Here is a 25,797-nt window from a genome sequence, read left to right on the forward strand (position 1 = left end):
GGTGATTCGAGAACTCCGTGGGGACCGGGACCAGAGCCATGGGGCCTGGGGCGCGTCACCGCGAGGAGCTGCCATTCAGAACGAGCACCGGCGCCGCAAGAAGGGGCGCAGACATGTGCTGCACAGAGACCATAACATGGCGGGGTCGGCGGATGTTCCCGAACCCGTATCCCGGGGCGGGAACCCGCCGCTCAGTCGACCGCGATCCCGTGCTCCCCGACCAGCGCCACCAGCCCGCCCGAGCCCGCGTAGCCCTTGCCGCCCGCCACGAAGCGCCAGTCGGCGCCCGTACCGCTCCTGCGGAAGGAGCCGAGCACCAGCGCCGTCTCGCCGGGCCTGCCGTCGGAGACCTCGAGGCGGTCGGCCTCGGCTCCGCTGGGGTCGGTGAGCCTGATCCGGGCGTCGGTGAATCCGGTCAGGTCGGCGTCCGGATCGGCGTCCGGGTCGACGGCGGCGACCAGCACCACCCGGTCCGCGCGGGCGGGCAGCCGGTCGAAGCTCACCCAGATCGCGGCCTTGTCCCCGCCGAGCGCGGGCATCATCCGCACACTGCCGTCGGGCGTGCGCGGATTGTTGAAGAAGACGAAGTGGTCGTCGTCCAGCACCCGGCCGCCCCGGCACACCAGCGCGCAGACGTCGAGCCGCACACCGCCCGCCCACCACATGCCGAGCACGCTCGCCTCGGAGTCGGCGTCCGCGTCGGCGTCGATACCGGGCAGCACCGTCGAGACCAGCGTCGGGGTGCGCTCGACGGTGCCGGGGGCGGGGCCCAGACGGCCGCCGAGCCCGTTGCTGTGCAGCAGGTCCACCAGGTCCGGGCCCGACACCAGCGTCAGCGGCTTGCCGTTGGCGAAGGCGTGCGAGGTCGGCCCGAAACCGGAGGTGGTGATCAGCACGCCCTTGTTGGCGCCGACGCTCTGCACCGTGCCGAACAGGTCGCGTACGGCGCTCGGCGAGACCGTGTTGCGGTAGCGCTTGACCTGCACCACGATCTTGCCGCCGCGTATCGGGTCCGGGTCCAGCGCGTCCACGTCCACACCGCCGTCGCCGGAGCGCACCGTCGTGACCGCGTTCATCCCCATCGCCCGGAACAGCCGCGCGACCAGCTCCTCGAACTCCAGCGGGTCCATGGCCAGCAGGTCCGGCTCCTCCTCGCCGCCGTGCGAGACCATCGTGCGGCCCGCCTCGCCCGGCAGCCGGATGGGCTCGACGGCCGCGCGCTTGTCCGGGCGGGGGGAGAGCCGGCCGTCCAGCGCCTCGGTGAAGCAGTCGACCGCGTTGACCCGGTCGAGGTTGACCGCCGCGAAGGCGGCGTCCGACACCAGCGCGGAGGCGACGACGGTCTTCGTACGGTGGCCGGTGGCCGGGTCGGTGTCGTCCACGAAGCCGTTGAGCACCACGGAGTCCAGGACGTCGTGCGCGTCGGCGCCGAACAGCTCGCGCAGCACGAGCAGCAGGCACTGGGCCAGGACGTCCCGGTAGGCGGCGCGGCGCTCGGCGACCGGGCGCGCCACCTCCTTGTCCCGGTCGGCGCCCGGCATGTACCGCACCAGCGACGCCTCGGGCACCACGGAGAAGGCGGGCAGCTCCCAGTCGAGCACGAGCTGCCGGTCGGCCCGGTCGTAGGACGCCGAGACCTGCCGGGGCAGGCCGTGCGGCCACGCGGCGGACGCGTAGAGGGCCGCCGTCAGATAGTCCTCGACCGCCTCGGGGTCCCCGTCGCGCAGTGCGGCGACGGATGTCTCGACCTCGGCGTTCTGCCGCCGGATCTCCGCCAGCCGCTGATCGGCCCACTGCCGGTACTGCCGCTGGTAGTCGGCGAGTTGGCGCTGCCGCAACGCCTCGGTGGCCTGCGCGGCCCGCAGGTCGTTCTCGTACAGCGTGCGGGCCCGCTCGCGCTCGTGCCGCGCCGCGCCCCAACCGCCGCCCTGCCGGGGCGTGTACGCGTTCGGGTCGGGCATCGGGATCGGCTCGGCGAGCCGTCCGGGGGCGAACGGCTCGACCACCTCGGGCGTCAGCAGCGCCGCGGGGGTGAAGACGGGCGCCGCGCAGCCGGCCGCCAACAGGCCCTGGAGCTCGGCGAACCGGCGCTCCAGGTCGTCGGTCCGCTGCCGCGCGTCGGCCTCCCGGCTCGCGCGGTACGCGGCCTGCTGCTCACGGCTGCGCCGGGAGGCGGCCCGCTCCGCCGCGCGCTGCTGCCGCTCGGTCTCCCGCCGCGCCTGCAACCAGGCGCGCTGCTGGGCCTCTTGCTGCCGCTGGCGCTGCCGCTGGACCTCGGCCCAGGTGGATACGGGACCGGAAGTACGGCGGCTCATGCGGGTACGGCTCCCTCTCGGCGCGGCGCTGCGGACACCGTGCGTGCCCCCTGCCCGGCAACTGAGAGTACGCCCCTGGCCAGCGCGTCGTCACCGCTTCCGGCCCACAGCGTGGCCCGAGTCGGCGCCCTTCGCTCAGCGCGCCTTCGCCGCGGACCGGCGGCGCAGCACGACCACCGAGCCCGCCGCGCCCAGCGCCAGCGCGCCGCCCACGTACCAGGTGGTCGGCGACGACGACGCGGCGTTCGCGGTGCTGGGCGCCTGCGGCGCGGGGGCGGGCTTCGGCTCCTGCGGCGCGGGGGCGGGCTTCGGCTCCTGCCGCGCGGGCTCCTGGGCGGGCTGCCGCGCGGGCCGCTCGGCCTCCTGTGAGGCGTGCGCGGAATCGTCGTGGTAGGCGGTCGTCGCCGTGTTCAGCGTGCCGACCGACGAGGTGCGGCCCGCGGCCGAGAAGCCCCAGTCCAGCAGCGCGCCCGCCTCGTGGTAGACCGCCTGCGGCAGCCCGGACTGCGGATTCATCACGGTCGCGATCAGCGTGCGGTCCCCGCGCTTGGCGGCGGCGACCAGGGTGTTGCCCGCGTTGGTGGTGTAGCCGTTCTTCACACCGATCACGCCGGGGTAGCGCTTGACGCCGTCGGCGCCGGTGAGCAGCCGGTTGGTGTTCTGGATGCCGAACGACTTCACGTACTTGCCGTGCGCGTCGTAGCCGCCGGGGAACTGCGCCCACCGGGTGGAGGCGTACGTCGCGAAGTTCGGCATGGCCAGGCCTGCGCGGGCGATGACGGCCAGGTCGTAGGCCGAGGAGACCTGGCCCGGCATGTCGTAGCCGTCGGGGGAGACCACATGGGTGTCGTCCGCGCCCAGCATCTCGGCCTTGGCCTGCATCTGGCTGACGGTCAGCGGCACCGAGCCGTTCATGTGCGCCAGGACGTGCACGGCGTCGTTGCCCGAGCTGAGGAAGACACCGCGCCACAGGTCGGCGACGGTGTACGTCTGCCGGGCCTGGATCCCGACCAGGCTGCTGCCCGCGCCGATCCCCGTGAGGTCGGAGTCGGTGACGCGGTGGGTGGCGTCGCCGGGGAAGCGCGGCAGCACGGTGACCGCGAACAGCGTCTTCAGGGTGCTGGCGGGCGGCAGCCTGCGGTGCGGGTCCTTGGCAGCCAGCACCTGGCCGGTGCGCGCGTCGGAGACCGTCCACGACAGCGCGGACAGCCCGGACGGCAGCCGCGGCGACCCGGCGTGCGGCTGCACCAGCACCCCGTGCCCGGCGAGCAGCGGACCGCCGGCGACCACCGTCGCGGCGCCGGGGCCCGACGAGCCGCGCCCGCCGTCCGCGGGAAGGGCCGCCGCGGAGGCGGTCGCGGCGGCGGACACGGTGGCCAGCGCGGCCGCGGCGGCGAGGCAGCAGCCGACGGCCAGACACCTGGCGGCGGCCACCGAGGCCGCGACGGCGGGGGCGGCGGTCTTACGAGGACGGTCGTGGCGGCACGACGAGGCGCGGAAGACGTTCATGCCGTCACCGTAGGAACGCCGTGGCCGGGTCGGCGCGGCGACGTGACCCATAAGGATGAGACACCGCCGCCACCGGCGTGACGCCCGGGGGCCGACCGGCTGACGGCCGCTCACCGACCGGCGACCGAATCCGACGCGCCGTCACATCCCCGGTCCCCGAAGCCCGCTGATTACCCGTCGGACAGCGCCGCGAGCCCCGCCTCGATCGCGGCCTCGTCCAGCGGCGTGGGCGGGGCCTTCATGACGGCCGCCGACACCGGGTCCACCACGCCGCCGAGACCGCGGTCGAGCGCGGCCTTCAGATAGCGGACGGCGTCCAGCACGTTCCCCGCGGCGCTCGGCGAGTCGTCGACCTCCATCCGCAGGTCGATCTCCAGCGGTGTGCCGCCGAAGCCCTCCGCCTCGACCCGGATGAAGGCCACCTTCCGGTCGGCGAGGAACGGGATGAAGTCGGCGCCCACGTGCGACGGCGCCGCCTCGCCCGAACCCCCGTACATCCCCTGCGTCTTGGTGGCCTTCTTGCTCGCCATCCGCTCCGCGTCCTGCATGTTCAGGAAGTCCATGTTCCCGCCGCCGAGCAGTTGGTACGTGCTCCGCAGCCGTACGCCGTTGCGCGCGAGCACGTCCACCAGCGCGCGGTGCACGAGCGTCGCGCCGAACTGGCTCTTCAGGTCGTCACCGGCCAGCGGCAGCCCCGCCTCGGCGAACCGGCCCGCCCACCGCGGGGAGCGGGCGATCACCGACGGGATGCAGTTGAGGAAGGCGCACCCGGCGCGCAGCGCGGCCCGCGCGTACAGCTCGGACGCGGCCTGGCTGCCGACCGGCAGGAAATTCACCAGGACGTGCGTGCCGCTGTCCCGCAGCCGCCGCGCGATGTCGTCGACGGTGGCCGTACCGCGCGCGTCGACCTGGTCGGCGGCGCTGCGCCCGACGCCGTCGCTCAGCGCGCCCTCGGTCACCTCCACGCCGAGGTGCGGCACCTTCGCGAAGGCCCGCGCGTTGTTCGGCGGCGCCCAGATCGCCTCGGACAGGTCGCGGCCGGTCTTGGCCGTGTGGACGTCGAAGGCGGCGGTGAACCGCACGTCGGAGACGGCGTAGCCCGCGCACACCGGGTGGGTCAGGCCCGCCGGGCCCGCTTCCGGGCCGTCGCCGCCCCCGGCCGCGGACGCGTAGAACTCCACGCCCTGGACCAGGGAGGAGGCGCAGTTCCCCACGCCTATGACGCCGACGTTGACGGTCCTCATGCGCGCTCCGGGTCGAGAGGTTCGGTGCGGGGTTCGATGTGGACGAGGAAGTCGGCGAAACCGTGGACGCCGGGACGGGCGTCGACCGCGGTCAGCGCCGCGCGCAGGGCGCGCAGGTGGCCCACGTCCATCTGGAGCGGCGGCTCGTCCGGCTGGTGGGTGGTGCCGCGGGGGTAGTCGTCGCCGGGCGTGGTGGTCATCTCGATGTGACAGCCGAGCAGATGGGTGACCGGGTGCCGCTCGCAGAAGGCCAGCAGCCGGTCCACGGTCGCGGTGTAGGCGGCCGGGTCGCGGACGTAGAGATGACCGGGGTAGAGGGTGTCGCCGGTGAACAGGATTCCGGTGCGCCGGTCGTGGAAGACGGTGGCGGCGGCCTCGTGCCCGGGGCCCGGCAGCACGTCGAGGACCCGGCCGCCGAGGTCGAACGTGGCGGCGCCCCGCGGCCAGTCCCGCAGCCCGTAGAAGGCGGTCACCGCGTCGAGATCCGGACCGACCACGACGGTACGGGGCCGGTCGGCGAACTGGGCGTCGCCCGCGATGTGGTCGCCGTGGCCGTGGGTGTGCGCCACCACCAGCTCGTACGCGTCCGGCTCGGTGCCCGGCTGGAGGGCCAGCCACGCCTCGATCGCCGCGTCCACGGTGCGGCGCAGCGGGAAGTGGCGGGCGTCGGCGGTGGCGCCGGTGTCCAGCAGCAGGGCGCGCTCGGCGCCGAGGAGCAGGAAGAGGAAGGGCGCCTCGAAGTGCACCGACATGTTCTGCCGCAGGATCAGGGTGTGTTCGTCGTACGCGTGCACCTGGATCTCCGGCGCCGGGTCGTGCTTGGCCGACGGCCACCCCGCGTGCCAGCGGACATCGAGGTCGCCGGAGACCGGTTCGATGATCTGTTCGCTCACCCGGTGACCCTAACCCGGCGCTCTCACGCGGCGGCCGGATCTCCCGAGGTGATCGCGGCCAGCAGCCGGTAGGACTCCAGCAGCTCCGCGCGGTCGTACGTACTGGTCGTGACGAGGAATTCGTCGGCCGCGCTGCGCTCCAGCAGCGACTCCAGCGCCTTCGCGACGTCCTCGGGCGTGCCGTGCAGATGCCCGGCCATCGCCTCCTCGAAGCGTTCGCGCTCCGGACCCGTCATCGTGCGCGCGGCCGTCGACTCGTAGGGCGCGAGGGCCGGAAAGACGCCGTGGGTGCGGGACCAGGCCGTCGACCACGCCTCCGGGACCAGCAGCCTGCGGGCCCGCTCGCCGCTGTCGGCGACCGCGACGGTGCCGGACAGCACGACATAGGGGGCGGCCGACCACGCGGAGGGACGGAAGGCGGCGCGGTAGCGGTCCACCGCGCGCAGCATCGCGTCCTCGCCGCGCACACCGCCGATCACCAGCGGCAGGCCGTGCGCGGCGGCCAGGTCCGCGCCGCTGCCGACGGCCAGCAGGAACACCGGCGGACGCAGCCCCTCGGCGGGCCAGGCGTGCACCTGCGGGTGGACCCGCTGGGTGCCGGTGAAGTACCCGAGCAGTTCGTCGATCTGCGCGTCGAACGCGCCCGCCGCCTCCTTGCCGCGGCCCAGCGCCTTGCGGATGCCGTCGGTGAAGCCCACCGACCGCCCCAGACCCATGTCGATCCGGCCCGGGAACAGCGCCTCCAGGACCCCGAACTGCTCGGCCACGACCAGAGGTTGGTGATTGGGCAGCATCACGCCGCCGGTGCCGACCCTGATCCGCGAGGTGGCCGCCGCGACCGCCGCCGCGAGCACCGTCGGCGCGGAACCGGCCACGCCGGGCACGCTGTGGTGCTCGGAGACCCAGAAGCGGTGGTAGCCGAGCGCTTCGACCTCGCGCGCGAACGCCACGGTGTCGCGCAACGCCTGAGCGCCGTCCTGGCCCTCCCTCGTGCGGGAGCGGTCAAGGACGGAGAACGGGGTGTCGCGCAGCGGAGAACTCACGTTCATTCCAACGCGTACCGGACTCCGTCATTCCCGAACCGCCCGAAACCGAACACTTGTCGTCACCCCTTGTGGCCGAGTGTGTACGGGCCCTATCTTTGGCCCGCCCGGCAATTCGGGCGTACGGCAGCCCAGGCCCCACGGGCCGGTCCTGGAGAGGACTCGTGCTATGCCCTTACGCGGACGTCACCGCCGATACCGCCCCAGCCGCGTATCGCAGGCATCCCTCACCGTCACCGCGGGCGGCGCCGGTCTCGCCCTGCCGCTGATCGGGCTGAGCAGCGCCCACGCGGCCGCCGAGAGCACCTGGGACAAGGTCGCCAACTGCGAGTCCTCGGGCAACTGGCAGATCAACACGGGCAACGGGTACTACGGCGGGCTCCAGTTCGCCTCCAGCACCTGGAAGTCCTTCGGCGGCACGGCCTACGCGCCGCGCGCCGACCTCGCTACGAAGAACCAGCAGATAGCCGTGGCCGAGAAGGTGCTGCACAGCCAGGGCCCCGGCGCCTGGCCGGTCTGCTCGGTACGCGCCGGGCTGACCCGTACCGCCGCCACCGCCTCCCACAAGGTCGAGGTGCCCGCCGCGAAGGTGCGGACCGCGTCCGACCAGGCGCGCAGGACGCCCGCGAAGGCCCCGGTCAGGAGCGAGACCAAGAGCACCGCGAAGGCCCGGGCCAGTTCCCCGGCCAAGGCGCCCGCGGAGAAGACCACGCCGAAGACCGCGCAGCCCAAGTCGGCCCCGGGCAAGGACCGTTACACGGTGAGGTCGGGCGACACGCTGTCCGGCATCGCCGACGACCACCATGTGGCGGGCGGCTGGCCCCGGCTCTACGCCGACAACCGCTCGGTGGTCGGCGACGACCCCGACCTGATCCTCCCCGGCCAGCGGCTCGACCTGCGGACCCCGGTGGCGCACCCGCAGCACACGACGCAGCGCGAGCCGCACACCACGACCCGTCCCAAGGCGCAGCCGAAGCCGACGCCCAAGGCCGCCCCGAAGGCCACGCCCAAGAAGTCGGCGGCCCCCGCGGGCACCCGCACGCTGGACCGTACGACGAAGCCCGCCGCGGCCCCGACCCACACCGCCTACACCCTGCCGGTCAGCGGCGCGCCGATCGGCACGCCGTACCACGCCTCCGGCTCCAGTTGGGCCAGCGGCTACCACACAGGGGTGGACTTCCTGGTCGGCACCGGCACCAGCGTGAAGTCGGTGGCCGCGGGCACCGTGGTGACGGCGGGCTGGGGCGGCAGTTACGGCTACCAGATCGTCATCCGGCACGCGGACGGCGACTACAGCCAGTACGCGCACCTGTCACAGATCTCGGTCAAGGTCGGACAGAAGGTCACCTCCGGCCAGCGGATAGCGCGTTCGGGCTCGACCGGCAACGTCACAGGACCGCACCTGCACTTCGAGATGCGGACGGGACCCGAGTACGGCGACGACATCGACCCGCTGCACTACCTGCGGGCTCACGGCGTCTCGATCTGATCGGACGGGCCGGGTCCGCCCGGCCCGCTCCGGCCGGCGAACGTCGTGAGCGGCGGCAGCGCCGCGCCGAGCCAGCAACCGGCGAAGAGCCAGCCGCCGAAGACATCCGTCGGCCAGTGCACGCCCAGATACACGCGGGTGCAGCCGACGGCCAGCGCGACGAGCGCGCACAGCGCGGTGAGCAGCCGCCCCGTGCGGCCCGGCCGCCAGCGCAGCAGCCCCCAGGCCAGCAGCCCGGCGGCCATCGCGCTGGACGCGGTGTGCCCGGAAGGGAAGGAGTAGCCGGAGGCGTGCGTCGCCCAGTCCGCCGCGGGCGGCCTGGCCCGGTGCAGCGCCATGACCAGCAGCGTGCGTACCGCCTGGCCCGCGAGCAGCACGGCCAGCGCGAGCAGCGCCATGGGCACACCGCGCGAGGTCCGCAGCGCGCCGCGCCCCACACCGCCGCCGCCCGCCAGCCAGCCGCCCAGCACGGCGGCGAGATACGGGAACGGGCCGGTGCCGAGGTCGGTGACGGTACGGGCCACGGTCACCATGGCGTGCGGCCGGTGCTCCACCGACCAGCGGTGCGGCCCGGTGTCCACCGCGTACGGCGTGCCGTGCCTGGCCAGCACCACCCAGGCGAGCACCGCGAAGGCGGCGGCGAAGGCGGCCGGGAGCAGTACGCGGCGCCATGGCGCGCGGGCGGTCACCGGGGGAGCGGCCCTTCTCGCTCGGTACGCGAAAGGCCCGCCCGGCCGCGGGCGTCAGCTTCGTCTACAGGCACGTAGACATACTGTACGCGGCGGCCGGGCGGGCTTCCCCTCGGCGCGATGGATCGGACCGTGTTCCGCGGGTGTGTGCCTCGGGCGCTACGGCCGCGCGGCGGGCGTGATCTGCGGTGTCTTCAGCGGGTCGGTGACCGCGACCGGCTCCAGGACGGCGTCCAGCTTCGCCAGCAGACCCGCGTCCAGCGTCACGCCGGCCGCCTTCACGTTCTCCGCGACCTGCTCGGGGCGGGACGCGCCGACGATCGCGGCCGAGACGTTCGGGTTCTGGAGCACCCAGGCGACCGCGAGCTGAGCCATCGTCAGACCGGCGTCGGCGGCCAGCGCGTGGAGCTGCTGCACCCGCCCCAGCACCTCGTCGTTCATCCAGCGGTCGATCATGTTCGCGCCGCCCTTGGCGTCGGTGGCGCGCGAACCGGCGGGCGGCTGCTGCCCCGGCACGTACTTGCCGGTCAGCACACCCTGCGCGATCGGCGAGAACACGATCTGACCGATGCCCAACTCCTCGCAGGCGGGCACCACTTCGGCCTCGATGACGCGCCAGAGCGCGGAGTACTGCGGCTGGTTGGAGACCAGCGGGATGCGCAGCTCGCGGGCGAGGGCGTGCCCGCGGCGGATCTGGTCGGCCGTCCACTCCGAGACGCCGATGTAGTGCGCCTTGCCGGAGTGCACGACGTCGGCGAACGCCTCCATCGTCTCCTCCAGCGGCGTGAACCGGTCGAACCGGTGCGCCTGGTAGAGGTCGACGTAGTCCGTCTGGAGCCGTCGCAGCGAGCCGTCGATCGACTCCATGATGTGCTTGCGGGACAGACCCCGGTCGTTGCGTCCGGGACCGGTCGGCCAGAAGACCTTGGTGAGGATCTCCAGACCCTCCCGGCGCTCGCCCTTCAGCGCCCGGCCGAGCACCGACTCCGCGCGGGTCTGCGCGTACGTGTCCGCGGTGTCGAAGGTCGTGATCCCCGTGTCCAGCGCCGCCCGCACACACGCGGTCGCCGCGTCCTCCTCCACCTGGGAGCCGTGGGTGAGCCAGTTTCCGTAGGCGATTTCGCTGATGATCAGGCCGCTGCGGCCAAGGTGACGGTATTCCATGGGACCGACTCTAGATCGCCCGCCCGTACCGCCGCGACCGGCACGAATGCCCCGCCCCGGGGGCCCTGAGCTACGGGGCCGCCGGGGCGGGGAGTCGGTGCGGTCACCGGATCAGGAGGCGTAGGCCTCCAGCTCGGAGAGCTGGCCCGCCGGCCAGCCGGTGTTCCCGGTGAAGGTGAGCCGCAGGTAGCGGGTGGTGGTCGGGGTCAGGGTGACGGTCGCGGTGTCGGTACCCAGGGTGAAGGTGTAGCCCGCGGACGCCTTGAGCGTGCTGTACGTGTTGTTGTCGGTGGAGCCGAGGACGCTCAGCGTCTCGGTCCTGGTGCCCCAGTTGGTCGGCAGCTTCAGCACCAGCCGGCCGACGGTCTTGGCGGAGCCGAGGTCGACCGTCAGGGACTGCGGGAAGGCGCTGTTGGCGCTCTCCCAGTAGGAGTTGACGTTGCCGTCCACCGCGTTGGCCGCGACGTAGATGTCGGAGTGACCGGTGTCGGTGGCCGTACGGCCCTGCGCCAGGTTCGGGTTGGCGGGCGGGGTCGTGGGAGGCGTGGTGGGAGGGGTCGTCGGCGGGGTGGTCGGGGGAGTCGTGGGCGGCGTGGTCGGCGTGCCGTCGGCCGCGTAGACCTCGAACTCCGAGATCTGGCCCGCGGTCCAGCCGGTGTTGCCGGTGATGTTCAGCCGGACGTACCGCGCGGTGGCCGCGTTGAAGGTCAGCGTGGCCGTGTTGCCCGACGACGGGTTGAAGGAGACGCCGCCCGAAGCCTTCAGCGTGCTCCAGGAGCTGTTGTCCGTCGAACCCAGCACCGACAGGGTCTCGGTACGGGTCGCCCAGTCCGCCGACGGCGGAAGCTTGAGCGTGACCTTGCCGATCGACTTGGCCGCGCCGAGGTCGACGGTCAGCGTCTGCGGGAAGGCGTTGCTGTTGCTCTCCCAGTACGAGGACGCGTTGCCGTCGACGGCGTTGGCCGCCGAGTAGCTCTGCACCGCGGACGAGGCGGTAGCGGGGCGGCCCTGCGCCAGGTTGCCGTTGGCCGGAGTCGTCGGCGGGGTCGTCGGGGGAGTGGTGGGCGGCGTGGTCGGGGGCGTGGTCGGCGGGGTGGTGGGAGGCGTGGTCGTACCGCCGCCACCGCCGGTCGGAACGCCGCCGTTGGTCCAGATCGGGGTCGGCCAGGTGCCGGTGCAGGTCTGCCCGGTGATACCGGAGTTGCCGCCGCCGTCGATGATGTTCAGGCCGGTGCCGACGCAGTTGTGGATCGGGGTGGCGGACTGGGCGATGTTCTTCGCCTTGACGTTGATGAACGTCATGTCGGCCGGTGCCTGCGCCTGGATCGCGTAGGTGCCCGCGCCGTCGATGTTGACGTTCTTGAACGTGACGCCCGTGACGCCGCTCTCGATCGACTGGATCGCCTCGTAGGAGCTGTCGAGGATGTCCGTGTCGGTGATCTGGATGTTGGCGTCGACCTTGCCCTGGAGGCCGTCGAACCAGATCGCGCCGACGCCGAACTGCCAGTTGAAGTCGCTGTTACCGGTTCTGATCAGCGTGTTGCGCGCCGCCGTGATGGTGCCCGCGACCGCGGTGCCGGAACCGGCGTTGACCCCCGGGTAGCGGTTGGCGATGTGCAGGCCGCCGCCGTTGGAGATGGTGTCGGCCATCACGTTGTCGGAGATGTTGAAGTCCTTGCCGCCGTACGTGACGATGTTGTTCGCCAGGATCGGCAGCACGACCGTGTTGTGGTCGAAGCTGTCGTTGACGTTCGGCACGTTCTCCGGCCAGCCCGCCAGACCGTCGTCACCGGTGTTGCGCACAAAGGTGTTGGTGACCGTCGAGTTGGTGACGCCGATGTGGAAGTTCACACCGTCGGCCGTCGTGTCCAGGATGCGGCTGTTCTTGATGGTGAAGTGGTCCATCGGACCGTCCATCCACGCACCGCACTTGACGTGCTGCAACCACAGGTTGTCGACGGTGGAGTTGGACATCGCGCCACCGAGGCCGTTGACCTGGTCGTTGTCCTCGCGCTCGCGGATGTCGCCGATGATGGCGAAGTCCTTGAGGTTGACGTTGGTGCTCGGCCCGCCCTGGTTGGTGTACTTGCCGTAGATACCGGCCGCGTTGGAGCGGTTCACCGGGTCACGGCCGCCGAGCACGCTGTACCAGGGGCCGGCGCCGACGAGGGTGACCTTGTCGACGATGACGTGGCTGTACAGCGTGAAGTTGCCCTGCGGGATGTATACGGTCTTGCCCTGCGCCTTGCCCGCGTCCACGGCCGCCTGGAACTTGGCGGTGGAGTCCGTGGCACCCGTCGGGTCCGCGCCGAAGTCCGTCACCACGTCGAGCGCGCCCGCGGGCTTGGCGATCGGGGCCGCGACCGTCTCGAAGTCCGCCAGGTCGATGGTGAACGTCGGGGACTGCGCCGTGGACGTCACCTGCACGCGGATCTTGGTGCCGGCCGGGTACGTGGTCCCGAACATCGTCCGCGACTCGTCGTAGAAGTGGTGCGGGTTGGTGTCGCCCGGGTTGTTGTTGAACGGGTAACCGCCGTAGTACCAACTGTACTTCGAGGTCACCGGCAGGGTCTTGATCGAGGTCCCGTTGGCCTGCACGTCCAGCGTGGCGTCCCTGCCCTTGCCGTCCGCGGTGTCCGGGAGGCTGTAGCGCAGCGACATCGCGTTCGCGGGCGCCGTCAGCGTGAACTCCACGTACTGTCCGGCGGCGCTGAGGGTGACGGCCTGACGGCCCGACGCCTCGGACGGCAGGTGGCCGTAGTAGCGGTCGGGGCCGATCAGCGCGCCGTTGGTGTTGGCGTACTCGGCCTCGAGCTCCTTGAACGGCACGTTCGCGCCGCGGCCCGATATGCCGACGGGTGAAGGGGCGGGTACGCCTGCCGCGTGGGCGGCGGGGGCGTTCGCCAAGGTCACGGCGGTCAGCGCGGCTGCCGCGGCCACGGCGAACGACAGCACCGCGGCGGCGCCGCGCTGTCTGACTCTGCGGCTTCTTTGAGGACTCAACTCATGGCTCTGCAATGAGTGCGACACAGGCACACGTCCTTGCGCGTCGAGGGGGGTGAGAGGGGGGTGGAACTAGGGGGAACTAGGGGGAACACCCGGCCAGGCGTGGAGAGACTACGAGGCGGGTCGCAGTAAGTCCATGAGTCTGCGCAAAAATGCGATGGCTCCTCGCAATATTCACGACACCTGACCGTCATAGACGGCTCCAAAATCCGATAATTCCCGATGCTCCACACATCCGAGGCCGTCACGCCCGGCGGCCGGCGTCACCGGCTCTCCGTCCGCCGGAGCCGTCTGCTCGCCGTGCGCTCGCCGTCCGCTCTCCGTCCGTCGGAGCCGCCGGCTCCCCGGCCGTCTGACGGAGGCTCACCCGTTGATGGAGTCCGGGCGGCGGCTGTGCCTATGATGGGCGCGATGACGAACTCCTTCTCGTATGAAATGGGGGAATCGTTCGACCAGGGTGAGTGCTGATGGCACCTCACCTCACGGACGAGATTCCCGCCCATGTGTTGATGTGGCGCCGCGTACGCGAGTACGCCGTGCCACCGTCCATGATCGAGACCGCCACCGCGCGGCGCGCCGTCGGCGACTGGGCCGGGGCGTGCGCCGCGGCCCGGGTCGACGCGGATCTCGATCTGCGAGCCGTGCGCACGCGGCACGGCACCGAACTGGCCGCCCGACTCCGGGCGGATCTGCGCCGGTTGGCACCCGATCTGCTGCGCTGGCACATGCCGAGGATCGCGCCGGACGGCCGCTTGCGGCCCGGTGTGACCATCCTCCTCGCGCGGTACGGCGCTTCGGCCGGTCCGCCGGTCGACCTGGTCGTACGGACACCGCCGGCCAGAGCCGACGCGGGGCAGCGGATGGCGCTGGCGCTGCGGCAGGAGCCGGGGCACGGCGCCGCCGGAATCCACCCGCACCCGTATCCCGAGCGGCGCTTCCGGCTCGACCTGCACCGGCATCTCTGGGACGCCGGGCGGAGCGGCGAACTGGCGCGGCGCTGCGGCGCGGACGAGGGTCCGTGGGCGTCGGGGCGGTGGGCCGCGGAGGCCGAACTGCTGCTGTGGGCCGAAGGCCGCCCGCGCGGCGCCTTCGCCGTACGCCTGGGCGCGCGCGACCGCGCCGCGTTCGAACTCGTCGCCCCCGACGACAGCCATGCCCCGACCTGCCGGCCGCTGCGCGAACCGCTGCGACCGCACGACATCGCGGCGCTGCCCGTACTGCCGGAAGCGGCGGCCCGCGTCCTGCCGGACCTGGAACTGCTACGGGCCGGGCTGATCACGGCCGACCGGCTGCACCCGCTGGTCGCCGCGGCGCTGGCCTCGTACGACACCGCCCCGGCCGCAGGCCACGGCCCCGAGCCCGGTGATCCGCACCGGGTGGAGTGCCGCGGCGAGATCCACCGGATCGCGCTGCGGGACGGGGTGCTGACGGCGGTCGACCACGACCCGGCCGAACTGCGCCGCGAGGACCTGCTGGTGGCCCTCGGCGGACCGGCGCTGCCCTGCCTGCGGGCGATCGACGCCGTGCACCGCGACCCCGAGGCACTGCCCGCGGTACGGGAACGGCTGCGCCACGGCGACATGGCCGGGGCGCTGGCCGTCGTCGAAGGACTGCTCGGGCCGCGCGCGGTACTCCGCGACGGGCCGCTCCGCGAGGAGTTGGAGCGGGCCGCCGTCCGCCGCGTCGACCACGGCGTCTTCCGCGCGGGACTCGTCGCGGAACACCCCGCCTCGGCGCAGCGCCGTCCGCGCCTCGTCCGCCATACGCCGCGGCACATTCGCGCCAAGCGCAGCAGCCGGGCCAGGCCCCGCACCGGAACGGCCCGCTGACCCCTCCGTCGTCTGATCAACCGTCAGGTCCCTTTTTTGCACGGCGCGTTGAGCGCCGCCCTGCCGCACAAACCCCCCGGAGCGGGCCGTCCCGTTCCCCTGACCAACCCCAGGTGATGCCCATGACGTCCAGCACCCTCCTGCCCACGACCGCCTTCACGACCGCTCCCACGACCGCCTTGACCTCTGCCTCCGCCCCCGTGAGCGACCCCCAACTCGCCGTCGCCGACGACCTTCTGACGCTCCTTCGGACCAGCACCACGGAACCGCGCCCCGACGAACAGCTCGAAGCGCTCGCCCTGGCCGTCGCGGCCGACCTGCCCGTACTGCTGTGGGGGGAGCCCGGCATCGGGAAGACCGCGGCGCTGACCCAGCTCGCCGCCTCCCTCGACCTGCCGCTGACGACCGTGATCGCCAGCGTCCACGAGCCGACCGACTTCTCCGGGCTGCCCGTCCTGGGCGACGACCCCGCGGTACGCGGTGTGCCGATGGCGCCGCCCCAGTGGGCCGTGGAACTGGTCCGCGCCGGGCGCGGACTGCTCTTCCTCGACGAACTGTCCACGGCCACACCGGCCGTTCAGGCGGCGCTGCTCCGGGTCGTGCTGGAGCGCCGGGTCGGCGCCCTGCAACTGCCGCCCGGCGTACGGATCGTGGCCGCCGCCAACCCGCGCGCGTCCGCGGCCGACGGATGGGAGCTGAGCCCGCCGCTGGCCAACCGCTTCGTCCATCTGTTCTGGGTGCACGACCGTGAGGTGGTGGTACGCGGCCTCGGCGGCGTCTGGCCGCGCCCGGAACTGCCCAGGCTCGTACCGGAGTCGCTGCCCGAGGCCGTGGCCCTCGCGCGGCGCGCCGTCTGCGGCTTCCTCGAAGCCAGGCCGACGCTGATCCACCGGCTGCCGAGCACGGAGACGCGGCGCGGCGGCGCGTGGCCCTCGCCCCGGAGCTGGGAGGCCGCGCTGACCTTGCTGGCGTTCGGTACGGCGGCCTCCGCGTCCCGCGAGGTGCTGGCCCTGCTGGTGCGGGGCGCGGTGGGGGACGGGCCGGGACTTGAACTCCTCGCCCACCTGGACCGGATGGACCTGCCCGACCCCGAGGCGCTGATGGCCGACCCGCCGACCGCGGAACTGCCCGAGCGCGGCGACCTGCGGCAGGCGGCGCTGGAGGCCGTGGTGGCCGCGGTCGGCGCGCGGCCGGAGCGGGCGCGGTGGGAGGCGGGCTGGGCGGTGCTGGTCAGGGCGCTGGAGTCCGGCGCCCCCGACCTGCTGGTCGCCCCGGCCACCGCGCTGGCCGGACTGCGGCGCGACGACTGGGAGGTGCCCGCCGCGGTGGAGCGGCTGGTCTCGGTCATCGGCCTCGCCCGCCGCGCCGACCAGTCGGTGGCGCGGGTCGCGGACGCCGAGGCCGCCCGGACGAAGAGGACGGGCCGATGAAGGACACGGCGAAGCGTCGGATGACGGACACCGCCAAGGAGCCTGTGGCGGTCACCGCGAAGGAGCCTGTGGCGGTCACCGCGAAGGAGCCGGTGGCGGTCACCGGGAAACGGCCGGTCACCGCGCGACCGCGCCCGATGCCCCCGCCCGCGCCGCCGCGCCCGGTACGGCCTCTCGCGCCGAGGCGGCAGCGCCCCGCCGACCAGCCGTACGCCCCCGGACTGCCCCTCGACACCGAGAAGTTGATGGCGGCCCGGCTCCACGCGGTCACGGTCCGCCCCTACCTCGCCAGCGCCCTCTTCGCCCTGCACGTGGTGGAGGACCGGTCGGTGCCGACGATGGCGGTCGACGCGTACTGGCGCTGCTACGTCTCGCCCGGTTTCGTCGCGCGCACCCCGACGGAGGAACTGGCCGGCGTCTGGGTGCACGAGGTCTCCCACCTGCTCAGGGACCACCACGCGCGGGGCGAGCGGTACGCCAGGGAGCACGAAGAGCCCGGTCCGGGCAGGCGGCAGGGGGCGGGAACGCCCCCGTCCGAGGGCCGGGAGAGGCTGCGGCGCAACATCGCCGCCGACTTCGAGATCAACGACGACATCTACGGGGACGGTCTGCCCCGGCCCGCCGGGGCCGTGCTGCCGTCGCTGCTGCGGCTGCCCGACGGCCTGCTGATGGAGGAGTATCTGCGGACGGCGTCGATGTCCGGGCTCGTCGGGGACCTGGCCTGGCTGGACTGCGGCAGCGGCGCCGACGGGCAGGCCAGGTCGTGGGAGCTGGGACCGGACGGGGCGCACGCCCTGAGCAGGCAGCAGCGGGACGCGGTCCGCTTCCGGGTCGCCGAGGGGATCAAGGGGCGGCCGGGGGAGGCGCCCGAGGGCTGGCGCAGATGGGCCGAGGAGGCGTTCCATCCCCCGCAGCCGTGGCGGCAGTTGCTCGGCGCCGCGGTCCGCTCGGCGGCGGGCGCGCCGGGCGCGGGCGAGAACCACAGCTACCGGCGTCCCTCACGGCGCTCGGCCGCCGTCCCCGGAGTGCTGCTGCCGAGCCTGCGCCGTACACCGCCGCGGGTCTGCGTCGTCATCGACACGTCCGGCTCCGTGAGCGACGCCGAACTGGGCGCCGCGCTGCTGGAGGTGGCCGCGATCTCGCGGGCGGTGGGCGGGCGGCGCGACCTGGTCTCGGTGATCTCCTGCGACGTCGCCGCCGGTGTGGCCGTACCGATCTGCCGCGCCGAGGGCATCGAGCTGATCGGCGGCGGCGGTACGGATCTGCGCTCCGGCTTCGCCCGCGCCCTGCGCTCCCGGCCCCGCCCGGACGTCGTCGTCGCCCTGACGGACGGTCAGACACCGTGGCCGTCCGAGCAGCCGCCCTGCCGTACCGTCGTCGGCCTCTTCCCCCGCCCCTCGCGCGCCGTGCGCGAGGACAACGCCGAGTACGTCCCGGACTCCCCGCCGTCCTGGGCGCGTGTGGTCACCATCGGCTGAGCGGCACCTCAGCGGCGGGGCGCCGACCGCCGGGGGGAGGTGAGAAGGAAGGGGCGGGCGGCGCGGTCGCGGTGCCGGGTGGACTGCCAGCCGCGGGCGTCGAGGAGCGCCGCGCACCGGCCGAGGTGGCCGGCCGCCTCGTCCGGGGCGGCAGCGCCCCGCCAGGACACCTCGACGGCGCCGTCCTGCGCGGAAGGCGTGACCGTATAACCGTCAGGGGCGGGCGGACAGCCCGCCGCTTCGAGGGCCAACGACACGGCGTGCACGAGCCGTTCGCGCTCCCACGGCGCGGGCACGTCGGTCACGCCGTCGAGCAGCACCGCACGGATGCCCAGCAGGCCCTCCCACGCGGCGGCCACCTCGGCCGCGCGGGCGGGACCGCGGCCGGGCGTCACCGTCCCCGTACCGTCGTCGGCCGTGAAGGTGCCGACGGGGACCGCGGGCGGCTCCGCGGCGGCTTCCGCCTCCCGCGCCGCCTGCCGTGCCGCTTCGGCCGCCGCCAGCGCGGCGCGCTGCCGCAGACCCTCCTGGGACAGGTAGTAGGCGGGGTGGCCGCTGCGGCCGTGCGGCACCGCGAGACCCGCCGCCACCAGCGCCGCGCAGACGTCGGCGCGCGCCGAGAGCCGGCCGGTCGACGGATCGGAGCCGGCGACCGCCTTCCGCTGAGCGGGGGTCAGTGCCTTGGCCACGCGACCTGCCTCCTTCCGCCTGACGTGCCCGTGCTGTCTCCCGCACGGTACCGCCCGCGGCCGACACTCCCCGCGCGCCGCGACCAGCGGGCCCCGGACCGGCGCCCGGTGATCGAATCCCCTGGAATTGCAGGTGAATTGATACGGGCTCCGTAATGGTGGGGGGCGGTCGCCGGGCGGAATTCCGCCGGGTGTAGGGTCCCGGTCCCCGTAGTTATGGCGGACGGGGGCGTCGCCAGGGAGTCGGAGAACACAGCGAAATTCAGGGAGGATTCATGCAAATGACGCGCCAGAGCCGCAGGCGCTCCGGTGTCATAGCGGGCGCCGGAATGGCGGCGCTCATCGGGTCGGCCGTACTGGCCGCGCCCGCATCGGCACACACCCCCAACTGGTCGGTGGACTGCGACTCGGTCTCGGTCCACCTCACCGCCTACAACGCCCGGGTCACCAACTCGGTGACCGTCTCCGTGGACGGCGGCGCCGTGCTCGCGAGCAATGAGTCGTTCGGCGGCAGCTACGACTTCACGGGTGCGCTGCCCGACCACAGCACCGCGATCAAGGTGCACCTGGTCGTGAAGGCGGGCGACGGCAAGCAGTACGGCAGGGACGAGTACAAGACGTCCGAGCCGTGCGAGAAGCCGCCGACCACGCCGCCGCCCACCACGCCCGAGACGCCGCCGCCCACCGCGCCGCCGACCACCCCGGCGTCCGAGACGCCCACCGCCCCGCCGACCACCCCCGAGACGACCGCGACCTCGAACGCCCCGGTCGTGCAGGCCAGCACCTCCCCGGCCTCCGGTGACCTGGCCGAGACCGGAAGCTCCAGCTCGACGCCGATGATCGCGGGCATCGCCGCGGCCGTCGTCGCCGCGGGCGCGGGCCTGCTCGTCTTCAACCGCAGGCGCGGCGCGGCACACCGCTGATCCGCCGCACCACCGGCCGCCCGTCCCACGGGCGGCGTCCCGGCGCGGTGGCCGACGTCCCCACGTCGGCCACCGCGCCGCGGCGGTTCACGGACACCGCGCGAACCGGGTACATGCCGAAGGCGGCCGGTCGCTCACGCCTGCGCGGAGCCCGGCGCCCGGTACATGTACGACGTCTCCTGCCGCCGCGAGGCGATCCGCCAACCGCCGCCGTCCCGCGCGAAACCGTCCACGTACCAGAAGCCGCACAGCAGCACACCGCGCTCCGCCGCCTTGCCGCCCTCGGGCAGCACAAGCGGGTTGAGGCACATGGTGCGGCCCGTCGCGCGGTCCCCGTCGAGCCGGATCGCGCAATTCCCGAGCAAATGCTGATATCCGGGAAAACGCGGCATGACGGCCGCGAGAAATTCCTTGATCTCCGGCAGAGTTCCGCGCGGACCGCCGGTCGCCGTGTAGTCGAGGACCGCGTCCTTGGTGAAGACCGCTTCCAGCAGCGGCCATTGGCCGGTGTCCACCGCGTGGCTGTATTCGATCAACAGATCCTGGATTTCCAGCCGGTCGGAGATATCGCCGAGCGAGAGCATGCGGCCCCTCCTGCCCGCGCCCGGACGGACGCGTGGGCACCGCATGGATGGCACGCGCCACCGGAGAAGTCAAGACACCTGACAGGCGCGGAGTATGGGAATACCCGGAGAACCCTCCGCCCACGCCCGGTCCGCGGCCCGAGCCGCCTAGGATCGAGGGATGGATCTTCGATGGCCGCGACGCAAGAGGTGGTTCGCCGCCGCGGGGGCGCTCGTGGTGCTGGTGGCGGGCGGCGTCGCGGTCGGTACGGCGACCGCGTCCGGCGACGGCGGCTCGGTGCACCGCAGCGATGCGATGCTCGACGGCGCCGGGGGCGTACGCCTGGACACCTCGTACTTCACCTCGGGCGGTCCCGGCAGGCGGCCCGCCGTACTGCTCGGGCACGGCTTCGGCGGCAGCAAGGACGACGTGCGCGGCCAGGCCGAAGCGCTCGCCCGGCACGGCTACGCCGTACTGACCTGGTCCGCGCGCGGCTTCGGGCACTCCACCGGACGCATCGGGCTCAACGCGCCGGACGGCGAGGTCGCCGACGTCGGCAAGCTCGTCGACTGGCTCGCGGACCGCCCCGACGTGCGGCTCGACGCGCCGGGCGACCCGCGGGTCGGCATCTCCGGCGTCTCGTACGGCGGCGCGATCTCCCTGCTCGCCGCCGGTTACGACCAGCGCATCGACGCCATCGCGCCGCGCATGACGTACTGGAATCTGAGCGACGCGCTCTTCCCGAACGACGTCTACAAGAAGCTGTGGGCCGGCATCTTCTTCTCCAGCGGCTCCACCCCGCTGGACGCGGCAACGGGCGGCGACCGGACCCCGGACACAGGCACGGGCACGGGCACAGGCGCGGGCACAGGCACGGGCACAGGCACGGGCACAGGCACAGGCACGGGCACGGGCACGCCCGCCGGAGCGCCGACGACCGCCGACCCCCTCTGCGGCCGGTTCGAACCGTCCGTCTGCGCGCTCTACCAACGCGTGGCCCAGGCGGGAAAGCCCGACGCCGCCGCCCGCGCGCGACTCGACGCGCTCAGCCCGTCCGCGGTCGGCTCCCGTATCAAGGTCCCCGCGCTGATCGTGCAGGGCCAGACCGACTCGCTGTTCACCCTCGCCCAGTCCGACGCGATGGCCAAGGCGATCAAGGCCAACGGCGCACCCGTGACCGTCGACTGGATCGCGGGCGGACACGACGGCGGCAACACCGAGAACGGCAGGATCGACCAGCGGGTCACCGCCTGGTTCGACCACTACCTCAAGGGCGAGACGTCCACGAGCACGGGACCCGCCTTCCGGGTCACCCGCACCGGCGGCCTCAACTCCACCGACGGCAGCGTCACCCTGCGCGGCGCGAGCGGCGACAGCTACCCCGGCCTCGACGGATCGGGCAGCCGGAAGATCGCGCTCGCCGGCTCCGCCCAGCGGATCACCAACCCGGCGGGCGGCGCCCCGCCCGCGATCTCCGCCGTCCCCGGCCTCGGCGCGCTCACCCAGCTCTCCTCGGTCGGCGCCGGCATCTCCCTGGACTTCCCCGGCCAGATCGCGGTGTTCGAGTCCGCGCCACTGCGCGACGGCGCCCAGCTCACCGGAGCGCCGTCGGTGCGGGTGAAGGTCGCCACCGACGCGCCCGACGCCGTGCTCTTCGCGAAGCTCTACGACGTCGCGCCCGGCGGCAAGGAGACCCTGCCCGCCTCGCTCGCCGCCCCCGTACGCGTCGTCGGGTCCGGGCAGGGCACCACCGTCACGGTCCGACTGCCCGCCGTCGACCACGACTTCGCGGCCGGGCACCGACTGCGCGTGGTGCTGTCCACCACCGACCTCGGCTACGCCTCCCCGGCCGCGCCCGCGGTACTGACCGTCTCGCTCGCGTCGCCGACGCTCACCCTGCCCACCGACACCGGGCTCGGCGCCGACGCCACCTCGGTCGCGTGGTGGGCCTGGGCGCTGCCGCTGATCGCGCTGGCCGTGGCCGCCGTCCTGCTGCTCACCGGCCGCCGCCGGGTCCGCCCGCGCCCGGCCGACCCGGCGCTCGCCGCGGTCCCGTTGCAGATCACCGGCCTCAGCAAGCGGTACGCGAAGTCCGTCGACCAGTACGCCGTACGCGACCTGTCCTTCCGCGTCGAACCCGGCCAGGTGCTCGGCCTGCTCGGGCCGAACGGCGCGGGCAAGACCACCACCTTGCGGATGCTGATGGGCCTGATCCGTCCCGACGAGGGCGAGATCCGGGTGTTCGGCGAGGCGGTACGGCCCGGCGCGCCCGTGCTGTCCCGGCTCGGCGCCTTCGTGGAGGGCGCCGGCTTCCTGCCGCATCTGTCCGGCCGCGCCAACCTCGACCTGTACTGGCAGGCCACCGGCCGCCCGGCGCAGGACGCCCGCCTGGCGGAGGCCCTGGAGATCGCGGGCCTCGGCGACGCGCTGGAACGGGCCGTGCGCACCTACTCGCAGGGCATGCGGCAGCGACTGGCCATCGCGCAGGCCATGCTCGGCCTGCCGGACCTGCTGATCCTCGACGAGCCGACCAACGGACTCGACCCGCCCCAGATCCGCGAGATGCGCGAGGTGCTGATCCGCTACGCGCAGGCGGGCCGGACCGTGATCGTCTCCAGCCACCTGCTGGCCGAGGTCGAGCAGACCTGTACGCATCTGGTGGTCATGGACCGCGGGCGGCTGGTCACGGCCGGTCCCGTCGCCGACATCATCGGCTCGGCGGACACCGTGCTGGTCGGGATCGACGGCGAACTGCCGCAGAGCGCGGTCGAGAAGGTCGCCGCACTGCCCGGGGTCGCCACCGCGGTCCGCGAGGAGGACGGTCTGCTCGCGGTGCTCGACGGCCTGACCCCGGCGCAATTCGTGGCCGAACTCGTCCGTCTCGACGTGCCCGTGGCCCAGGTCGGGCCGCACCGCCGCCTGGAGGACGCCTTCCTGACCCTGATCGGAGGCTCCTCGTGAGCGCCGCACCCGCCCTTCCCGCCCCCGCGCCCGCACCGGACGGGTCACCGGCCCGCGCCACCGCGCCCGGCTACCGCCCCGGCCGTACGCTGCGGCTGCGCGTCGAGGCCAGGCGGCAGTTGCGCAGGCGCCGCACGATGATCGTGGCCGCGCTGCTCGCCGCGCTGCCGTTCATCCTGATCGCCGCCTTCGCGATCGGCGGCACCCCGAGCGGCGAGGGCAGGAACGGCCCGACGCTGATCGACACCGCCACCGCCTCGGGTGCCAACTTCTGCGCGACCTGCCTGTTCGTCTCCGCGGGCTTCGTGCTCGTCGTTCCGGTCGCGCTCTTCTGCGGCGACACCGTGGCCTCGGAGGCGGGCTGGTCCTCGCTGCGCTATCTGCTGGCCGCGCCCGTGCCGCGGACCAGGCTGCTGGCCGTGAAGCTCACCGTGGCGCTGGGCTTCAGCGCGGTCGCGCTCGTCCTGCTGCCCGCGGTCGCGCTGGTGGCGGGCACCGTCGCGTACGGCTGGGGGGACCTGGAACTGCCGACCGGCGGGGCGCTGGCGTCCGGTGAGGCGCTGCCGCGACTGGCGGTCGCCGTGATCTACATCTTCGTGAGCCAACTCGTCACGGCCGCGCTCGCCTTCTGGCTCTCCACGGTCACCGACGCGCCGCTGGGCGCGGTCGGCGGCGCGGTCGGCCTCACCATCGTCGGCAATGTGCTGGACGCCGTGACCGCGCTGGGGCGGTGGCGCGACGTGCTGCCCGCGCACTGGCAGTTCTCCTGGGCGGACGCGCTCCAGCCGACGATGGAGTGGTCCGGCATGCTCCAGGGCACCTCGGTGTCGGTCTCGTACGCGATCGTGCTGACGGCGCTGGCCTTCCGCGGCTTCCGCACCAAGGACATCGTGTCCTGACCCGCCGTCGGCCGTGTCGTGACGTGGCGTATGCCGTGCCGTGCCGTGACGCCGCAGCATGACGGGACCCGCGACGCCGCCGCACGCCGCCGCACCACGACGCCTCGTCATGGCATGCCCATGAAATAACCAAGGGGCGGCCATCCGGAGTAAAGCGGTCGGCAGCAAACGGCGAAGTCTCTTGTCCTGGGCATGATCTGTGGGTGTGATCGCGGCATCCGTCTCGTGCGGTCGCACTCCACACAAGGAGAGTCCATGCGCAGATTCCGTCCGCGGCCCCGCGCCGCGGTCGCGGCGGCAGGGGTCACCGCCCTCGCCGCCGCCGCTTTGACAGCCGCTCCCGTCGCCGGGTCCGCCATCGCCGCCCCGGCGCGTACCGCACCGGTGGTGAAGGCCGTGCCAGCGGTCACGGGACACCGGCTGGTGAGCGGGGTGAGCAGCCCGCTCAGCAGCGCGCAGTGCCAGGCGAAGTGGGGCATCAACTGCTACACCCCGCAGCAGTACCGCCAGGCGTACGACCTCAAGCCGCTCTACCGCGCCGGTATCACCGGCAAGGGGCGGACGATCGTGATCGTGGACTCGTTCGGGTCGCCGACGATCCAGCACGACCTCGACGTGTACAGCCGGCAGTTCGGCATCGCCAGCTCGCACGTACAGGTCGTCAAGTGGGGTGACGTGCCGCCGTTCGACCCGACGAATCCGGACCACACCGGCTGGGCGAGCGAGAGCACGCTGGACGTGGAGATGGCGCACGCCGTCGCGCCCGACGCGCACATCGTGCTGGTGGAGACCGGCGTCGCGGAGACCGAGGGCGTCGAGGGGCTGCCCGAGATGATGGACGCCGAGAAGTCGATGATCGACCACGGCGTCGGCGACGTGATCACGCAGAGCTTCGGCGCCACCGAGAACACCTTCCCCGGCTTCGACCGGGGCGACTTCTCCAGCATCCAGAAGCTGCGGTACGCCTTCAAGGCCGCCGCCGCGCACGGCGTGACGGTGCTGTCGTCCTCCGGCGACGGCGGCGCCACCGACTCGATGGCGGACGGCGCCACCGACTACCCGTACCCGGTGAACTCCTGGCCCTCGTCCGACCCGCTGGTCACCTCGATCGGCGGCACGCAGCTCCACCTGGACGACGCGGGCGACCGCACCGCGCCCGACAGCGTCTACAACGACTACGGCGCGGGCGGCGGCGGCCAGTCGCACGTCTTCACCAGGCCCTCGTACCAGGACGTGGTCAAGAACGTCGTCGGCGCCCGGCGCGGCACCCCGGACATCTCGATGACCGCGGCCGTGGACGGCGGCGCGTGGGTGTACTCCTCCTTCGACCCGACGGCCGTCGGATGGGACGTGTACGGCGGCACCAGCGAGTCCAGCCCGCTGTTCTCCGGCATCGTCGCGCTGGCCGACCAGCTCGCCGGGCACCGGGTGGGCGACATCCACCAGGCGCTGTACACGCTCTACCGGGGCGACAGCAGGCTCACCGGGATCGTGGACGTCAAGGACGGCACGAACAACTCCTACGACGGCGTCACCGGCTACACCGCGGTGAAGGGGTACGACATGGCGACCGGTGTCGGCACGCTGGACGCCGCGCGGTTCGTTCCCGCGCTGGCGATCGCCAGTTGGCGGCGCTGACCGTCCGAGCGGGGTACTGACAGGTCACCGCCGC

18 protein-coding genes and 1 pseudogene are annotated in these 25,797 nt (G+C 73.2%); 8 read left to right on the forward strand and 11 right to left on the reverse strand.

What is annotated here, in order from left to right:
- Window positions 1-191 precede the first annotated feature (191 nt).
- The 5 genes from ACIOC1_RS17820 to ACIOC1_RS17840 all read right to left on the reverse strand — a co-directional run bounded on the left by ACIOC1_RS17820 (window position 192) and on the right by ACIOC1_RS17840 (window position 7,010).
- Window positions 192-2,315 (reverse strand): restriction endonuclease, encoded by a 2,124-nt coding sequence (locus ACIOC1_RS17820; protein ID WP_401855208.1) that lies wholly within the window; start codon window positions 2,313-2,315, stop codon window positions 192-194.
- A 135-nt stretch (window positions 2,316-2,450) separates the two neighbouring features.
- Window positions 2,451-3,824, reverse strand: a complete 1,374-nt coding sequence (locus ACIOC1_RS17825; RefSeq protein ID WP_401855210.1) for a D-alanyl-D-alanine carboxypeptidase family protein — start codon at window positions 3,822-3,824, stop codon at window positions 2,451-2,453.
- Between the two features lie 170 nt (window positions 3,825-3,994).
- Window positions 3,995-5,068 carry an inositol-3-phosphate synthase gene (locus ACIOC1_RS17830; RefSeq protein ID WP_401855213.1) on the reverse strand — a complete coding sequence of 358 codons (1,074 nt, stop codon included), beginning with the start codon at window positions 5,066-5,068 and terminating at the stop codon, window positions 3,995-3,997.
- Complete coding sequence (locus ACIOC1_RS17835; protein WP_401307259.1) at window positions 5,065-5,961, reverse strand: MBL fold metallo-hydrolase; 897 nt, start codon at window positions 5,959-5,961, stop codon at window positions 5,065-5,067. Before ACIOC1_RS17835 ends, ACIOC1_RS17830 begins: the two co-directional genes overlap by 4 nt.
- Window positions 5,962-5,984: 23 nt before the next feature.
- Window positions 5,985-7,010 carry an MsnO8 family LLM class oxidoreductase gene (locus tag ACIOC1_RS17840; RefSeq protein WP_391050664.1) on the reverse strand — a complete coding sequence of 342 codons (1,026 nt, stop codon included), beginning with the start codon at window positions 7,008-7,010 and terminating at the stop codon, window positions 5,985-5,987.
- Window positions 7,011-7,173: 163 nt separating this feature from the next.
- On the opposite strand from ACIOC1_RS17840, the gene ACIOC1_RS17845 reads away from it, so the two are divergent.
- Window positions 7,174-8,493, forward strand: coding sequence for a transglycosylase family protein (locus ACIOC1_RS17845; RefSeq protein WP_401855216.1), 1,320 nt, complete (start codon window positions 7,174-7,176; stop codon window positions 8,491-8,493).
- On the opposite strand, the gene ACIOC1_RS17850 is transcribed toward ACIOC1_RS17845, so the two are convergent.
- From ACIOC1_RS17850 to ACIOC1_RS17865, 4 genes and pseudogenes are all read right to left on the reverse strand, one after another.
- Complete coding sequence (locus tag ACIOC1_RS17850; RefSeq protein WP_401855218.1) at window positions 8,475-9,182, reverse strand: phosphatase PAP2 family protein; 708 nt, start codon at window positions 9,180-9,182, stop codon at window positions 8,475-8,477. The two genes, ACIOC1_RS17845 and ACIOC1_RS17850, sit on opposite strands and share 19 nt — an antisense overlap.
- Before the next feature lie 159 nt (window positions 9,183-9,341).
- Window positions 9,342-10,346 (reverse strand): aldo/keto reductase family protein, encoded by a 1,005-nt coding sequence (locus ACIOC1_RS17855; RefSeq protein ID WP_355347198.1) that lies wholly within the window; start codon window positions 10,344-10,346, stop codon window positions 9,342-9,344.
- 111 nt (window positions 10,347-10,457) lie between these two features.
- Window positions 10,458-10,982 carry a discoidin domain-containing protein gene (locus ACIOC1_RS17860; RefSeq protein WP_401855332.1) on the reverse strand — a complete coding sequence of 175 codons (525 nt, stop codon included), beginning with the start codon at window positions 10,980-10,982 and terminating at the stop codon, window positions 10,458-10,460.
- A pseudogene (locus ACIOC1_RS17865) lies at window positions 10,956-13,349 on the reverse strand (discoidin domain-containing protein); the annotation flags it as partial. The gene ACIOC1_RS17860 and the pseudogene ACIOC1_RS17865, both read right to left, overlap by 27 nt.
- Window positions 13,350-13,819: 470 nt before the next feature.
- Between ACIOC1_RS17865 and ACIOC1_RS17870 the strand changes: the two are divergent.
- The 3 genes from ACIOC1_RS17870 to ACIOC1_RS17880 all read left to right on the forward strand — a co-directional run bounded on the left by ACIOC1_RS17870 (window position 13,820) and on the right by ACIOC1_RS17880 (window position 18,089).
- Window positions 13,820-15,181 carry a hypothetical protein gene (locus ACIOC1_RS17870; RefSeq protein WP_401855221.1) on the forward strand — a complete coding sequence of 454 codons (1,362 nt, stop codon included), beginning with the start codon at window positions 13,820-13,822 and terminating at the stop codon, window positions 15,179-15,181.
- A 122-nt stretch (window positions 15,182-15,303) separates the two neighbouring features.
- Window positions 15,304-16,611: an AAA family ATPase gene (locus tag ACIOC1_RS17875; RefSeq protein WP_401855223.1), complete on the forward strand. Its 1,308-nt coding sequence runs from the start codon at window positions 15,304-15,306 to the stop codon at window positions 16,609-16,611.
- A 245-nt stretch (window positions 16,612-16,856) separates the two neighbouring features.
- Complete coding sequence (locus ACIOC1_RS17880) at window positions 16,857-18,089, forward strand: VWA-like domain-containing protein (protein WP_401855335.1); 1,233 nt, start codon at window positions 16,857-16,859, stop codon at window positions 18,087-18,089.
- Window positions 18,090-18,097: 8 nt separating this feature from the next.
- Here the strand turns inward: ACIOC1_RS17880 and ACIOC1_RS17885 are convergent, their stop codons facing one another.
- Window positions 18,098-18,778 (reverse strand): hypothetical protein, encoded by a 681-nt coding sequence (locus ACIOC1_RS17885; RefSeq protein ID WP_401855224.1) that lies wholly within the window; start codon window positions 18,776-18,778, stop codon window positions 18,098-18,100.
- A gap of 281 nt (window positions 18,779-19,059) precedes the next feature.
- On the opposite strand from ACIOC1_RS17885, the gene ACIOC1_RS17890 reads away from it, so the two are divergent.
- Window positions 19,060-19,701 carry an LAETG motif-containing sortase-dependent surface protein gene (locus ACIOC1_RS17890; RefSeq protein ID WP_355347210.1) on the forward strand — a complete coding sequence of 214 codons (642 nt, stop codon included), beginning with the start codon at window positions 19,060-19,062 and terminating at the stop codon, window positions 19,699-19,701.
- Between the two features lie 134 nt (window positions 19,702-19,835).
- Here the strand turns inward: ACIOC1_RS17890 and ACIOC1_RS17895 are convergent, their stop codons facing one another.
- The gene (locus ACIOC1_RS17895; protein WP_401855228.1) at window positions 19,836-20,285 is read right to left on the reverse strand and encodes a nuclear transport factor 2 family protein; all 450 of its coding nucleotides are present in this window, start codon (window positions 20,283-20,285) and stop codon (window positions 19,836-19,838) included.
- A gap of 160 nt (window positions 20,286-20,445) precedes the next feature.
- Here ACIOC1_RS17895 and ACIOC1_RS17900 point away from each other — a divergent pair, with 160 nt between their 5' ends.
- The 3 genes from ACIOC1_RS17900 (at window position 20,446) to ACIOC1_RS17910 (ending at window position 25,763) form a co-directional block, all read left to right on the forward strand.
- Entirely contained in the window at window positions 20,446-23,226 is a 2,781-nt protein-coding gene (locus ACIOC1_RS17900) for an alpha/beta fold hydrolase (protein ID WP_401855230.1), read from the forward strand.
- Window positions 23,223-24,125: an ABC transporter permease gene (locus tag ACIOC1_RS17905; protein ID WP_401855232.1), complete on the forward strand. Its 903-nt coding sequence runs from the start codon at window positions 23,223-23,225 to the stop codon at window positions 24,123-24,125. The genes ACIOC1_RS17900 and ACIOC1_RS17905 overlap by 4 nt, the downstream gene beginning before the upstream one ends.
- Window positions 24,126-24,380: 255 nt before the next feature.
- Window positions 24,381-25,763, forward strand: coding sequence for a S8 family serine peptidase (locus ACIOC1_RS17910; RefSeq protein ID WP_401855234.1), 1,383 nt, complete (start codon window positions 24,381-24,383; stop codon window positions 25,761-25,763).
- Window positions 25,764-25,797: the final 34 nt, after the last annotated feature.

The organism is Streptomyces sp. NPDC088197 (genome assembly GCF_044741185.1).
Classification (GTDB): domain Bacteria; phylum Actinomycetota; class Actinomycetes; order Streptomycetales; family Streptomycetaceae; genus Actinacidiphila.